The following is a 14,795-nucleotide window of genomic DNA, read 5'->3' on the forward strand; positions in this document are numbered from 1 at the left end:
TCTTTCGCTACCAATGACCGAATCTGACAACGCTGCCCTGAACGCCGCCGAACCCGCGGCCGATGCAGCCACTACTCCGGCCCAGCCCTTCTCTCCGGAAGCTCCCGCCGGCAGCCCAACCACCCCGGAAGCCGCAGCGCCGTTCGGGCAGCGCACCGACCTCAGCCAATTAAGCGCCGCCGCCGCCCGCGTGCGTGATACGCTGGGCCAGCGCGTTATCGGCCAGCACGGCATTGTGGAGCTGTTGCTCACGGCCCTGCTCGCCGACGGCCACGTGCTGCTGGAGGGCGTGCCCGGCGTGGCCAAAACCCTCATGGCTAAGCTGCTGGCCCGCTCCATCGACGTGCCATTCAGCCGCGTGCAGTTCACGCCCGACCTGATGCCCGCCGATGTACTAGGTACCTCTATTTTCCGGCCCCAGCACGGCGACTTTTCCTTCCGGCCCGGTCCTATTTTCGCCAGCGTGGTGCTCATCGACGAAATCAACCGCGCCCCGGCCAAAACCCAGGCGGCCCTGTTCGAGGTAATGGAGGAACGCCAGATGACCCACGACGGCGTGCGCCACGTGCTGCCCGAGCCCTTTGCGGTGCTGGCCACCCAAAACCCCGTGGAGCAGGAAGGCACCTACCGCCTGCCCGAAGCCCAGCTTGACCGTTTCCTGTTCAAAATAAGCGTGGGCTACCCCACGGCGGAGGAAGAAACGCGCATTCTGGAGCTGCATCACCAAGGCCCGAACGATTTGGCCGACATTCAGCCGGTGCTAACCGCTGCCGATATTGCGGCGCTGCGCCAGCAGGTGCGCCGCCAGCACGTAGAGCCCAAGCTGCTCGACTACATGGCCCGGCTCGTTAGCCACACGCGCAACCATCCGGCTCTGTACCTCGGCGCTTCGCCCCGCGCTTCGCTGGCTTTGCTGAACGGCTCGAAAGCTCTGGCGGCCCTGCGTGGCCGCGACTTTGTGACGCCCGAAGATGTGCAGGAGCTGGCCCCGTCGGTACTCCGGCACCGCATTATGCTCACGCCCGAACGCGAGCTGGAAGGCCAGACGCCCGACGACGTGGTAAAGCAGCTGCTGCAGAGTCTGGAGGTGCCGCGCTAATGGTTATGCACGGTTTTCTGGTGGTTTACTCGTTTTGTTTCGCGTTCTAGTTTATGACCGTATTTCGTTGGGCGTTTTCGGTAACGGCCTTCAACCGAATAAAAGTGGTTTTGATTCTGCTTGCAGGATTTGGCAGTACCGCCGCCCGGGCGCAGGCGCCGATTGATAGCGCTACGGTGGCCCGTTGCCTGACTGCGGCCACCGGCACCTATTTAGGCGCGCAAATAACCCAGGAGCGCGGCGTGGGCCGGTACGCAACTGTGTTGTACGGCTTGGGCGGGCACTACTCGTTTTACTCCACAACTTTACCCATTGGCGGCACACGCTTCGTGAACGTGGTCGATCCGTCTTTTGGGCGTGACTATTCCACAGCTGCACTGGTGCCGTTTGCGCTGCTGGAGGGGCGCTGGTACACGTCTTTGCAGAAGCGTGCAACCCGGCAGAGAAACACCCGCCACAACGCCGCCAACTACCTCGGTTTGTTTGTGAAGCTGCCGCTAGCTTCGGGTCAGCTGATTGACGTGCCGAACCTGCAGCTTGCCCGCGTGGTGGGCTTGCGCTACGGTGTGCGCCGGAACCTGGGCAAACGCATCGGCGCCGAAGGCAGCTTGGGGGTTGCCAGCAAACTCAGTCGTTCCCAACGCACCGTATTGCCCCGGCTTGACGGTGGAGTATCTTGGCTATTTTAGGCGTTAAGCGCCGCCGGTATGCGTAGTCTCTTTCTTACCTCGCGCTTCTTCGGGCTACTGGCCGCTTTGGCGACGGGTTTCGTGGTGGCGTTTTTTGTGCCGGTGCTGCTCGTTCCGCTGCAGGTGGCGCTGGGGTTATTTGTAGCCCTGGCCCTGCTCGATGGGGTGTTGCTGTACGCGCCCGGCACCGGCGGCAGCCGCGGCGGGGTAACGGCCCGGCGCGAGCTGGGCGACAAGCTGGCCAACGGCTCCGACAACAACGTGCGCATCTGGCTCGATAACCAGTACCGCTTTCCGGTGGGCACGCAAACCATTGACGAGTTGCCTGCCCAGTTTCAGCGCCGCGACGCCCTGTTTACCACCGCCCTGCGCGCCGGCGAAAGCACCGTAATTCACTACCAGCTGCGCCCCACCCGGCGCGGCGAGTACCATTTTGGTGCGGTAAACGTGCTCGTAACTTCGCCCATCGGGCTGCTGCGTCGGCGGTTCCGGCACGAAACCGAGGGCCGGACGGTGCCCGTGTACCCATCGTTTTTGCAGATGCGCCAGTACGAGCTGCTGGCCGTTTCTAACCGACTGACCGAGGCCGGCGTGAAGCGCCTGCGCCGGGTGGGCCACAGCATGGAATTTGAGCAGCTGCGTCCCTATGCGCCCGGCGACGACCCGCGCACCGTGAACTGGCGCGCCACTGCCCGCCGCCGCAGCACCGGCGCCGATGCCCTAGTGGTAAACCATTACCAGGACGAGCGCGCCCAGCAGGTGTACTGCCTCATCGACAAGGGCCGGGTGATGCGCATGCCGTTCGAGGGCCTAAGCCTGCTGGATTATGCCATCAATGCCACGCTCGTCATCAGCAACATTGCCTTGCACAAGCACGACAAAGCCGGTCTGATTACGTTTTCCGAGCGCGGGGGCACGGTGCTGGCCGCCGACCGCCGTCCCGACCAACTCCGCCGCCTGCTCGATGCCCTGTATCGGCAAAAAACCCGCTACCTCGAGTCGGACTACGAGCGGCTGTACCTGGCCGTGCAGAAAAACGCCCGCCAGCGCAGCCTACTGATGCTGTTTACCAACTTCGAGTCGGTGAGCAGCCTGCAGCGCCAATTGCCGTATTTGCGCCAAATGGCCCGGCAACACCTGCTGCTGGTGGTGTTCTTCGAAAACACCGAGCTGCAGGCGTTCCTGGACACGCCGCCGTCCACTACCGAGGACGTGTACAACCAAACCATTGCCGAGAAATTCGCGCAGGAAAAGCGGCAAATCGTGCGCGAGTTGCAGCGCTACGGCATCCACGCCTTGCTCACGCCCCCGCAGCACCTCACCGTTAACGCCATTAACAAGTACCTGGAATTCAAGTCGCGCGGCCTGATTTAGTGGCTGGCCATTGGGGCCTCACTCCCCGGCCCCCTCTCCCATGGAGAGGGGGCCGGGGGTGAGGCCACGGAAGATCCTGTACAACAAAGTCTCAGGCCCACCAACTGGCATTCGGCAAAGAAATTGCGTTCGGCTGCGGTGTTTCCCCGTAAACTCGCCCCATGTTCCGTTTACTGCTGCTCCTGTTGCTGCTACCCTTCGCAGCGTTTGCCCAACCCACTAACACCCGCCAGCTGCTACCCGTACCCACCGTTACCCAGTGGGGCGCCGGGCGTTTCGCGCTGCCTGCCGCCTGGCGCGTGCGTTTCGCGGCCGAGCCTGACCCTTCGGTACGCCAGGCGGTGGAGCGGTTTAATAACTGGCTAAGCACACAGGCCGGCGGCCCGAAAAAGCTAACCACCAGCTTCGTGGCCGCCGAGCCGGCAGCCTTGGTTATTCGTTCCAACGGCCCCGTACGCGCGGCCCTCACCGAAAACGAGGGGTATTCCTTGCGCGTTCTGCCCACCGGCATCGAGCTGTCGGCGGCGCAGGGCGTGGGCGTGGTGCGGGGCTTGGCTACGCTGCAACAGTTGCTTACGCGCATAAAGCCCGGTGGCGGCTTTTACTTTCCCGAAACCACCATCATCGATCAGCCGCGCTTTGCCTGGCGTGGCCTGCTCATTGATGCCGCCCGGCACTTTCTGCCCGTGCCCGTTATCAAGCGCAACCTCGACGCCATGGCCGCCGTGAAGCTGAACGTGCTGCACTGGCACCTTTCCGACGACCAGGGCTTTCGGGTGGAAAGCAAAGTGCTGCCCCGCCTGCACGAAGTGGGCGGCGCCAACGGCTACTACACCCAGGCCCAGGTGCGCGAGGTGCTGGCCTACGCCGCCGCCCGCGGCATTCGGGTAGTGCCCGAGTTCGACGTGCCCGGCCACACCACGGCTTGGATTGCGGCCTACCCCGAGCTGGCCTCGAACGACTCTACTTATGCCGTGCCGTTGCGCTGGGGCGTACTGAACATTGCTCTCGACCCCACCCGCGAAACCACGTACCAGCTCCTCGACAAGGTGCTGACCGAGATGACCGCCTTGTTCCCCGACGAATACTTCCACATTGGGGGCGATGAAAACGACGGCCGGCAGTGGCGCCGCAACCCGCGCATTGCCGCCTGGATGCGCGAAAACGGCTTCGTAAAGGAGAAAGACAAAAATCAGGTTGATAAACACGCCCTGCAGACGTACTTCAACCGGCGCATGCTGCAAAAGCTGAACGCGCTTAACAAGAAGATGATCGGCTGGGACGAAATCCTGGGTCCCGGCCTGCCCGAAAGCACGATAATTCAGAGCTGGCGCGGCCAGAAAGGCTTGGTGGAAGCCGTGCAGCAGAAACACCAGGCTCTGCTTTCGAACGGCTACTACATTGACTTGAACCACCCCGCCGCCGCGCATTACGTGGTCGATCCGTTGCCGGCTTCCTCTACCCTATCGGCCGAAGAAAAAGCCCGCGTGCTGGGCGGCGAAGCCGCTATGTGGAGCGAGTTTGCCGATTCCGTCATCATCGATTCGCGCATTTGGCCCCGGGCCGCGGCCGTGGCCGAGCGGCTTTGGTCGCCGGCTACCGTGACCAACGTGCCCGATATGTACCGCCGCCTCGCGCTGGTTTCGGATCAGCTGGAAACCCTGGGCCTGCACCACCGCCGCGCCCCCGAGCAGCTGCTGGCCATGATGGCGGCGGGCCACGACGTAGCCCCGCTTCGTACCCTGGCCAGCGTGCTGGAGCCGGTAAAAGACTACAAGCGCCACTTCCAGGGCTTTAAGTACACCACCCAAACCCCGTTGAACCGCCTCGTGGATGCGGCACCGGCCGAGTCGGAAGCGGCGCGACGGTTTGGGGCTACTCTCGACAGTTTGCTGCAACAGCCGCGCTCGGCGCAGGGGCGGCTGTCTACGGCCCCTGAGGCCCGGCGCCTGCTGCGGCGCGTGCAGGCCCAGCTGAAAACCTGGCAGCAAAACGACGTGCGTGTGCAGCCGCTGCTGCAAACCAACCCCGACCTGCGCGAATACGCGCCGCTTTCAACCCACCTAACGGTGGTTGCCACGCTGGCCCTGCAACGCCTGGAGCAGCTGGAAAAAGGCCAGGTGCCAAACGCCGAATGGATGGCCGCCGCGCAGAAGCAGTTAGAGGCAGCCCGGCAGCCGGCCGGTCAAACCGAACTGGCGCTGGCCACCAAGCTCGGCAAGCAATTGCTGATGCTGCCGTAGCCAAGCGGCGCTGGCTTGCGTACCACCTTTGTTCCGCTCGCCGATTTGCCCTTTGCTCTGCCCATGACGCTTTCCGCTTCCTTGCGCGCCTCCGCCTTGTTGGTGCTGCTTACCCTGGGCTGCCAACGCAGCCAGCCCGACACCGAAAACGCTTCACCCCAAGCCGTTACCGACCCGGCAACCACACCCGCCGCTATGGCGCAGCGCCTGAGCCCCTTGCTGCGCGGTGTGTGGGTGCGCACCGATTATGTGGAAGCCGTGCAGCGCACCCGCTCGCCGCTGGCCGCCGCCGGGCGCCTGCGCGGCGTAGTGGCCCTGTCCATTAACCCGGCGCGCCGCCGCGGCGACAGTTTGCTGGTGGAAGCCAACCTGAACAACCACGAAGCCGATCAGCTTACGGCCTATTTCCGGCCGGGCCGCACTGCTATGTCGCTACCCACCAACCGCGTCGATTACGAACGTTCCGGCGGGTTTTACGAGCTGACCGTATCCGTAAACGGCCCCGATACTACCCTGCTTTGGCAGCGCTACACCAAGAGTGAGCGGCCCCTCGAAACGCTGGCTTTCCAACGGGTACGTGGGCTGACTACCGCGCCCGGTGCTTCCGGTGAGGCCGTGCAGCGTGTAGTTAACGCCCAATTATTGGCTGGGGCTTACGCCGCTACCGACTCTACCGGGCGACGTAGCCAAGTACGCCTCCTGCCCAACGGCACCGTGCAAGGCCTGCCAGGCATCCGGAGCTACCGCGTGGCTACCGACTTTGTGGTGACGCTGGCCAACGACCGCGACAACATGGTACTGAACGCCGGCACCAAACGGCCCCAGCTGTGCACCTACGGCTTCCGCGGCGACACCCTGCGTATTTACGCCGCCCGCATTGTGGAGCCCGAGCTACGCCAGGGAGCGTTGCGTTATACCCTGGTACGCCAGCATTAAGCCCATCCGGCTCCACGCGCTGACTTGTTTCTCCGTGCTGTTTTCAGCCGGGTTTAGGATTGCGGGCGGCAGGCTCCGGGCCTCGTAGTATACTGACGCCACTTTTTACCTGCTGATATAATGCCTTACTTCGGGCTGCGCAACGCAGGCTGCGGCTGCCGCTACTCATTTTTCACTTCCCTTTTGGGTATGCAGCATAAGATTCAGCAAGACCTCCACGAGCTCAACTTTACCGCCCTCGACTTTGAAACGGCCAACGAGAAGCGGCACAGCGCCTGCTCCATTGGCTTGGTGCAGGTGCGCGGTGGCCAGGTGGTGGAGCGGCGGCAATACCTGATTCGGCCCGTGGAGCTGCGCGTGGAACCCATTAACTACAGCATCCACCGCATTTCGGTACAGCAGCTGCGCACGGCACCGTCGTGGCCGGAGCTATGGCCGCTCATCGAACCGTTTGTGCACGAGCAGCTGGTGGTGGCCCACAACGCCGCCTTCGATATGAGCGTGCTCGATAAAACCCTGCTGGCGTACGATCTGCCCACTCCGGCCTTCCACGCCATGTGCTCCGTTAAGCTGGCCAAAGCGGCGTTTCCGCACCTGGAGCGCGCACGCCTCAGCGACCTGGCCACGCATTTCGGCCTGACCCTAAACCACCACGACAGCCTCTCCGACGCGGAAGTTTGCGCCGAAATAACGCTGCGCGCCCTGCGCAGCGGGCATCCATTTGCCTTCTGCTTTAAGCAACGGGAGCTAACAAAAGGTTTAGGCACCAAGCCAAAGCCTTTCGTCGGACGCCGCACCAGCGGTTCTTGGGCGTAGCTACCGCTTCGTTTGGGTTAAAACAGCACCGCCACCTGCATGCGGCCGGTGTGCACCGTTTGCAGGCCGTTGGCTTTGCGGCCGTCGTAGCTTAGGTTCAGGTTCAGGCCGTTGCTGAGGCGCTGCTCCAGGTTCAGGTTCCAGGTGAGGTTGTTGCCGGGGCGCAGCGCGTTCAGGATTTCCAGGCCCACCAATGAGCCCGGCTCGCCCCGGAAGCTTACCCGGGTGAAGCGGGTACCGGCCGCCAGGGTGCGTTTGCTGAGTTGGCTTACGCGGGCTTCCACGCCCAGCTCGTCGAAGGTGCCGCGGGTGCGATTAACGTCGGTGGCGGCGGTGTTTTCGCGGGTGGTGCGTAAATAGGTGCCGGTGAAGCGGAAGGTGCTGCCGGGCTGGTAGCTGAGCTCGGGCGCCCACTCGTACTGCTCGATGCGGAAGTTGCGGCTCGGCAAGTAAGTACTCTCGCTTTCCCGAATGCTGCGCGTACCCGTGAGTCGGCTGGTGAACGACTGATTAAGGTTGCGGCGCAGCAGCAGGCTCTGGCTGGCAAGGTTGCGCGTGTCGGTGCCGGTGGAAAGCAAGGACTTCTGCTGGCTTTGCTGCACCGTGGCTTCGGCCCCAAAAACGGGATTCGAGCGGTTGAAGTACACGGTATTGCGCAGCAGCTTGTTCAGGGAAAGCAGCGTGGCTTCGTTGGTTTGGTAGGCGAAAGGGTTCAGACGGGCGCTCAGGCCGCGGTCGGTGGTGCGGCGGTCCAGGGTTACGGTGCTCAGGGTACTGAAGCGGGCCACGGCGCTTTTCCAGCCGCCGCCCTCGCGCCAGCCGCGCGGCGCAGCCGTGGTAAGGCGGTAGCCGAAGCGGTTGGTGAAGGCAGTGATGTAGTCGTCGGTGGGCAGAAACACCTTGATGTGGGTACGAAAAACGGCATCGGGCGTCTGGGCCTCGAAAAACTCGTCCTTCTCCTGCACGCCGTCGCCGTCGGTATCCTGAAAGTAGTGGGTGCCCTGGCCGTTGGGAATGGGAAGAAACGAATAGTCGCGACGCAGCTCGCGGCCGGTGGCTACGCTGTACGTCAGCTCCGAGCGCACCTGGTTTTTCAGCAGCGCGGCGTTCCAGCCCAGCTGCCCCAGCACGGTGTTTTGGCGCGCACTGTCGCGCGCTACCAGGTCGCGGTACGCAGCCAGTATGTTTATGTCCTGGTTACGGCCGATGCGGCTGCTGAGCGTGCCTTGCCAGGTTTGGGCGCGGCCGCGCAGGCGCAGGGCGTCCAGCTCGGGCGTGGGCGCTTGGTCGCGGCGGTAGGTGTAATCGAGGCGAAACTTGGTGCGGGCCGTGTCCTGACTCTGTACAAACACGGCGTGCTCGTCGAAGTAATTGGCCGAGGCAATGGAGTCGCCAGTGGGCAGCTGCACCCGGTTTTTATCGAAGCGGTAGGCGTAGCCGGGCACTATGCGGCCGCGGTTGTAGCGCACGGCGGTTTCGCCCCGGGCCCAGGTCGAGCGTTTGTTGCCCACGTCGGAGCCCAGCAGAAATAACGAGCCACGCAGCTCCACGTCGCCAATTTTCTGGGCGCCGTCCAGCCAGTGCTGCAGGCCGCTTACCTCGCCGGCCCGGTAACGCCGGCTTACCCGGTAGCCAAAATTGTTGTCGACGTCTTTATAAGCGCCCACGGCGAAGTTCAGAATGTTGTCTTCGCGGCCCACGCGGTTGACAGCGTTGGCCTGGGCGGTGCTGTTGGTGCTCCAGTTGCGCTCAAACTCAATGTCGCGGTACCGGTCGATGGGTGCGAACTGCTGGCTGGTGTACTCGTAATCGAGGGCCGAGCGAAGCCGGTACGCGCCTAGCCCGCTGCTCCCACCGAACCGACGCGCGTAGCCCGGCTGGCCCTTGCGCAGGCGGTAGCGGCTGGCGCGCCCAATGGGGCGGTCGTGAATTACGTAGCCCACCCGAAACGACTGGCCCTTGTCGGCCTGCGGCGAAAACCGGTTTAGGTCGAGCTGCGACGCGCCGAAGTCTACGAACACCGAGGCCGTGGAATCGACGCGGTAGCTGGCGCCCATGGTAATCAACTGCTTTTCCAGAGGAGTAGGCAACTGCCGCTCTACCCGAAAACGACCTTGGCGCACACCATTCACCGGGGCCACGTACCGGTACACCCGGCCGTTGGCGTTCTGGTTTTCGAGGCTGAGCACGTAGTCGCCGTTGCCCTGGCCCACATCAGTAAAGCGGGCGTTGTACACCCCGCGCAGGGAATCGGTGGTGTACACAAAAATGTAGGAACGCTCCAGGGTTATGGGGTCCACGTACAGCACGCGGTTGTATTGCACCTGACGGCGGTCGAAATCGGTAGAGTCGGCGCCGGGCACGGCCACAAGGCTGGCGTTGGCGGGCGAATCGCGCAGCACCTGCCGGTCATTTTCATTGAGGTTGAGGTTGGGCGAGTTGTCGGGGTTGTCGGCTTCGCGGTAGTAGTTGGCGTGCACTTGCAGGCGGCCGGCTTCCTGGTAATGGCTCAGGTGGTACAGCGAGCGGGAGTAATTGAAATCAGAATACTCGAAATCAATGCGAATGCGCGAGTTGATGGTGATTAAGTGCTGGGGCGAAAACGTGACTTCGGCCGTGTTATAGTCCACGATGTAGTCGTTATCGAAACCGCGCACCAGCAGGCGGCCGTCGAGGTACACGCGCTCGGAGTTGGCCAGCACAATGATGAACTGCTCGCCGTTCGGCCCGCGCAACCGGTACGGTCCCTGCACATTCTCGATGGGCGGCACAATGAGGCTGGCAAACTTGCCCTTGGCCACGCCCGCCGCCACCGTCGTGCTGCTGCGCAACGGCCGGAACCCCGACAGCCCCGCTCCCAGCCCATTCGTCGCCCCCGTAGCCTCGCCCGACGGTTGCGTAACCGCTACCTGCGAGCTGCCGCCCTGCTCCGGCGACAACGGCGGCACCTGCAGCCCGCCCGGCGTAATGGCGGTGGAGCTGGCGGTGCCCAGGCCGGGTTGCCCGCCGGTGTTTACTTCCACGGCCGCGCCCTGCACGTTTTTGTAGAAGCGCAGGAAATAATCGGGTTTGTTGCGCAGCACCACGTCGCCGGCCGTCAGCGTCCAGTTGGGGTGCGCCAGGGTAATAAAAATGCGGTCGAACTCCTGCAGCTGCTGGGTATTGCCTTCGGGCTGAAAAGGCACGTTCTGGTCCGAAATGTTGGCCGTCAGGCTGATGTTTTCGGTCAGCTTGCCTTCGAGCTGCAGGTTAAGGGCCGAATTCACGAACACGTTCTGGGCATTGCCGAAGGAAATGCCGCGCGTGAGGTTGCCGGTTTTGTTGATGCCCGGCGTCGATAAAATCTGCTCCCTTTGGGTGAAGTCGCCGAGCAGGAAATCGGGTTTGCCGATGAAGCCCAACGAGTCCATGGCGCTGCGCGGCCGCCGCGCCAGCGGTGCCGACAGCTGCAGGGGCAGCACCCGGTAGCACACCAGCACCGAGTCGGGCCGGTTGGTAACCACGCGTATATCGGGCTGGCCGGCTTCGGGCGCGGGCACCCGGCTGCCGGGCCACAGAATGCGGTAACGATCGGTACGGGCATCGTACGCCACCGAGCGGCCGTTTACCGCCACCGACGACGGCACCACAGTAAGCGTGTCGGGCAGGGAAAATTCAGTAGTGTCGCGCCCGGCCGGTACATGCACCCACACGCACCGCCGCGACGAGGGTACCGCCGACGGCCGTACCTGCGCCCAGGTTCGCGCACCCGCCGCCAGCAATACCAGCAGCAGCAGGGAGCGAACCAAAGTGCGTAAGGGGTGCGGCATAGAACGAGCCTTGCGGAAGAGCTTCGGCGAAGTAACGTACGGCAGGCTAACGTCGCATACGGCCGGAAAAGTCCGTGACCGAAAACGGAATTCCGGCGCTTACTGCGGCGCCAGCGGCAACTCAATGCAAAAGGTAGTGCCCACGTTTTCTTCGGTGTCAAACCAGATTTTACCGCCCGCACTTTCAATACCGCGCCGCGCCACGGCCAAGCCAATGCCCGAGCCTTTTTCCTTGGTGGTAAAGTTGGGCCGGAACACCATTTCGCGCACTTCCTCGCTCATGCCAGCGCCGTTGTCCTCAATGCAAATTCGTACCTGATCGGGCTTGGGCATCTCAATGCGAGCCACCACCGAAGGCTTGCGGCCGGCGGGCACGGCTTGCAGGGCATTTATGAGCAGGTTATTGAAGGTGCGCACCAGCAGGTTTTCGTCGGCGTACACAATGAGGTGTTCCGCTTCTTCGGGCAGCTCCAGGCGCACGTGTTGGTGCAGGGCTACGCAACGGCGCAGCACATCGGCCACCGCCAGCTTTTCGGGCCGCATGGCGGGCAGATTGGTGAAGTTGGAAAAGGAAGTGGCAATGTCCGTCAGCACATCAATTTGGGTGATGAGCGTTTGGGCAATGCGGCCGATGAGGTCTTCCAGGTTGTCGCGCTTCTCGCTGAGGGCCCGCTGCAAAAACTGCAGGCTGAGCTTCATGGGTGTAAGCGGGTTCTTGATTTCGTGGGCTACCTGCCGGGCCATTTCGCGCCAGGCGGCCTCTTTTTCCTGCATAGCCAGCTCCCGCTTGCTGTCTTCCAGCTTGTGAAGCATGGTGTTGTACTCGCGCACCAGCAGCCCAATTTCGTCGTTCGACTCGTAGCCCAGCGGCTCGTTCTGGCCCGTGAGCGTGGTGTGCCGCAGCTTTTCGGTAATAAGCTTGAGCGGCCGCGTGAGGTAGCGCGAGGCCAGGAAAGACAGCACCAGAAACAGGATGAACATCACGGTGAAGATGTTCAGGATGGTGGTTGTTAGCTCCGTAAGCTTGGTGTTCAGTTCCTTGGCCGAATCGAAGAATGGAATGCCCACGTAGCCAATTACCGCGCCCCCACCCGGCGACGCCGATTCGGCCCGCAACGGCAGGTACAAGGAGTTGAACGAAAGCGTGCCGGCACGTTCGGTGAGCAGAATGCGCGGCTGCCCGCGCTCGGCCAGCGCCACCACGGCCTGCGGGTTCATGAGGTTGCTGAGCAAACCCGCTTCAAAAATCAGCGGTTGGCTGCTCACCAGCAGCTGCCCTTGGGCATCGTACAGGTTCAGGTCGGTTTCGGTAAGCGTCGATACGTTTTCGGCCAGCTCGGTCAGGCGGTCGTGCTTGGTGGAATCGGCTAGAAAGCCAGTGTTTTTCAACAGATTCTGCTGGGCCAGTTGCCCGCGCCGCTCGTAGCTGCGGCGCAGGTCGCGCTTGTAGGTATCGGTAAACAAGCTGGCCGTGGCCAAACTCACCACCAGCAGCGGCACCACAATACCGATGTTCAGGAACAGCTGAATTTTGGTGCTAAAATTGGTGCGCAGCACCGCCAGGCGTGGCCCGCGGGCAAAAAGCAAGTACAGGACACCGGCCAGCAACAGCCCCGCTACGTGCAGCAGAAACCAAAACGAGAAGTTGGCCAGCCATTCCACCAGCGCGTACCGCACCGAAGACACCACCACGATGCGCTGCTGCTGGCCTCGCACGCCCAGGTGATGAACCCCGTTTAGCTCTACGCCCGAGCCATACAAGCGCGGATCTGCAAACAGACTGGCATCAAAGCCATTCACGTAGTCGAAGTCACCCTCACTGTATACCAGGCGTTTGTTTTCGTAGCCGGCGTAGCTTAGCTCGGCGCCTACGCCCGGCTGGAAATACTTCTGGTCGACCAACAGCTCAGGAACTACACTGTTGGCAGTAAGTTTTTTCAACGACAACTCAAGCAAAACCGTGGAGGTAGTGCCGCTCACAGTGCGCACGGGCACAAAAGCGGCATAGCGGCGCGTGTTAAACGAGCCTCCCGAGCGTAGCAGATAAATATTGGGCAGGTCGGTAGACGAAGCCTGACGCAGCAGCCGGGCGCGCACCTGCGCCAACCGTGGTGCTGAGGCCTCGGCGCCCATTTCGCGACCGGTGGCGTCGTAAAGGGTAGCGCGGGCTTCGTACTTGTCGAAGTAGTCGCGCATGTAGTACTTCACTATTTTCTGCCGAACTACGTCCTGGTTATCGAACGGGCTGCCCAGCTTGGTTCGAATCAGTGGATCGGCGGCAATGTTGCGGGTTTGGGTAGCCAGCAAATACTCTCCCTGTAGGTCGTTATCGACGAGCAAATTACCCGCTAAGCGTTGCTTGTTAAGCAGCAGTTGGTGGTCGAAGTGCTCGTAGAGGGCAATGGCTCCTGAGGCCGCGCTCAGCCCCAGCAGCAAAAAGCAAAACAGGTACAGCTGGTAGGGCAATACGGTACTCACCGGCCGCAGGCCCGTGATTCGGATGACTAGGAAGAATAGCAGCGTAAGCCCCAGAAAGCCTACCGTCGCTTGGTCGTTTATCAGGCCTACGGCAGTGAATATCACACCGAACACGGAAAGCAATATGGCTCCCAGCAAACGGGTTCGGGGCCGTACGGCCGCGTCGAACACCTGCGCCAGCAGCCAGAACCCGATCATGAAACTACCCGTGTGCAACACAATGGCGAAACACAGCAGCACTTTGAAACCCGAAAACTGCGTGTTTTGGGTAATGTCAAGTATCAGCTGCGAGTTGCTCACGCAACTCAGGTAAAAAGCATAGAGCAGCAGCAGCAAGCAATAAAAACCCAACACAGCGCCACTTCCAGCCAGCAGCCAGGCGTTCGGCTGCGACATTCGCCGGACATAGCGTACCACCCCGTACCGGCGGAACAGCAGCAATGCATACCACGCCAGAGTAAACAAGTACACCGCGTTAATGAGCAAGTCGCCTAGCGACGGCGAAGCCCAGGAAGCCGCAAACACCCGTGGGTCGAACAGCGGCAGCTCAATGAACGAGAACGGCAGGCCGAAATACAGCAGCACGGCCCGAAAGATGGTTAGCGGCAGCACCACGGCCAAGGCCCCCAGCAAGGGACGGCCCTCGGCAAATTTCCGGCGTGCCAGCCGCAGCCACCCCGCCACCGACAGCGCCAGGCCCAGCAAAACCAAGGCCAGCGGCAGGTACTTGCCAGCAACTGTATCGGGCTGCAGGTTATCGAGGTAGAAGAGTTCAGTCCCGTTTGCGGTTCGCAAAAGGGGCAGATCGAGCGGCCGACTGGACGACGTAATGGGGCGTATGCTCAGTCCTCGAAACAAGGCCCGCTCAGATCCTTCGCGCAGGTAGCGGTTACTTATTCCGTAGCGGCGTTCCAGCGGAATGTAGGTGAGGATAACGTAGGGCCCAACCGGCTGGCGCAGGGCCAGATAGGAGCCAAACCGCATTTCCACCAGCTTTTCGCGAAACCGTTGCGCTACGTTGTCGGGGTCGGGCCACATGGTGTGGTCCGACCAATACAGCAACTGCTCGCCCCGAAACACGAAGGTGGGATACGCACACGCCTGCAACTCTTCAAAACCCACCCGCCCGCGGCGCAGGCGCAGGGCCAGGGTATCGGCGTCGCGGCGGGCATCGTGTTCGGCGGCCGTTAGCTGCCGCTGCAGCCAGGATACGTCGGAGCGCTGCAGTATTTCAGCCCCGGCCGCGTAACGGTTGCTCACGTAAGCCGCCGCAAAGCACAGCAGGGCCGCAATCAGCAAAGTGTACGAGGAACGGGGTGCTTTCACCAGAGAAACCAGCGGCTAGGTATAC

General features: G+C 62.3%; 8 protein-coding genes. 6 read left to right on the top strand and 2 right to left on the bottom strand.

Going from position 1 to position 14,795, the window contains the following annotated elements; genetic code table 11:
- The first annotated feature begins 13 nt into the window (after positions 1–13).
- From ABD903_RS03720 to ABD903_RS03745, 6 genes are all read left to right on the top strand, one after another.
- Positions 14–1,099 (top strand): AAA family ATPase, encoded by a 1,086-nt coding sequence (locus tag ABD903_RS03720; RefSeq protein WP_345221522.1) that lies wholly within the window; start codon positions 14–16, stop codon positions 1,097–1,099.
- A gap of 53 nt (positions 1,100–1,152) precedes the next feature.
- On the top strand, positions 1,153–1,788 hold the full coding sequence (locus ABD903_RS03725) for a hypothetical protein (RefSeq protein WP_345221523.1): 636 nt from the start codon (positions 1,153–1,155) through the stop codon (positions 1,786–1,788).
- Between the two features lie 18 nt (positions 1,789–1,806).
- Positions 1,807–3,162 (top strand): DUF58 domain-containing protein, encoded by a 1,356-nt coding sequence (locus ABD903_RS03730; RefSeq protein WP_345221524.1) that lies wholly within the window; start codon positions 1,807–1,809, stop codon positions 3,160–3,162.
- A 161-nt stretch (positions 3,163–3,323) separates the two neighbouring features.
- A complete protein-coding gene (locus ABD903_RS03735; protein WP_345221526.1) occupies positions 3,324–5,405 on the top strand; it encodes a beta-N-acetylhexosaminidase in 2,082 nt (693 codons plus the stop codon).
- Between the two features lie 63 nt (positions 5,406–5,468).
- Positions 5,469–6,341 carry a hypothetical protein gene (locus ABD903_RS03740; RefSeq protein ID WP_345221528.1) on the top strand — a complete coding sequence of 291 codons (873 nt, stop codon included), beginning with the start codon at positions 5,469–5,471 and terminating at the stop codon, positions 6,339–6,341.
- A gap of 189 nt (positions 6,342–6,530) precedes the next feature.
- Positions 6,531–7,157, top strand: coding sequence for a 3'-5' exonuclease (locus tag ABD903_RS03745; protein ID WP_345221529.1), 627 nt, complete (start codon positions 6,531–6,533; stop codon positions 7,155–7,157).
- Positions 7,158–7,174: 17 nt separating this feature from the next.
- Here the strand turns inward: ABD903_RS03745 and ABD903_RS03750 are convergent, their stop codons facing one another.
- Both ABD903_RS03750 and ABD903_RS03755 read right to left on the bottom strand, forming a co-directional pair.
- Positions 7,175–10,966, bottom strand: a complete 3,792-nt coding sequence (locus tag ABD903_RS03750) for a hypothetical protein (protein ID WP_345221531.1) — start codon at positions 10,964–10,966, stop codon at positions 7,175–7,177.
- 99 nt (positions 10,967–11,065) lie between these two features.
- The gene (locus ABD903_RS03755; RefSeq protein WP_345221533.1) at positions 11,066–14,770 is read right to left on the bottom strand and encodes a sensor histidine kinase; all 3,705 of its coding nucleotides are present in this window, start codon (positions 14,768–14,770) and stop codon (positions 11,066–11,068) included.
- Positions 14,771–14,795 lie beyond the last annotated feature (25 nt).

The organism is Hymenobacter koreensis (genome assembly GCF_039541855.1).
Taxonomy (GTDB): Bacteria; Bacteroidota; Bacteroidia; order Cytophagales; family Hymenobacteraceae; genus Solirubrum; species Solirubrum koreensis.

Bases quoted from the DNA above. Each gene is read 5' to 3' on its own strand.
- ABD903_RS03720 (WP_345221522.1), top strand. From the start codon at position 14: ATGACCGAATCTGACAACGCTGCCCTGAACGCCGCCGAACCCGCGGCC.
- ABD903_RS03725 (WP_345221523.1), top strand. From the start codon at position 1,153: ATGACCGTATTTCGTTGGGCGTTTTCGGTAACGGCCTTCAACCGAATA.
- ABD903_RS03730 (WP_345221524.1), top strand. From the start codon at position 1,807: ATGCGTAGTCTCTTTCTTACCTCGCGCTTCTTCGGGCTACTGGCCGCT.
- ABD903_RS03735 (WP_345221526.1), top strand. From the start codon at position 3,324: ATGTTCCGTTTACTGCTGCTCCTGTTGCTGCTACCCTTCGCAGCGTTT.
- ABD903_RS03740 (WP_345221528.1), top strand. From the start codon at position 5,469: ATGACGCTTTCCGCTTCCTTGCGCGCCTCCGCCTTGTTGGTGCTGCTT.
- ABD903_RS03745 (WP_345221529.1), top strand. From the start codon at position 6,531: ATGCAGCATAAGATTCAGCAAGACCTCCACGAGCTCAACTTTACCGCC.
- ABD903_RS03750 (WP_345221531.1), bottom strand. From the start codon at position 10,966: ATGCCGCACCCCTTACGCACTTTGGTTCGCTCCCTGCTGCTGCTGGTA.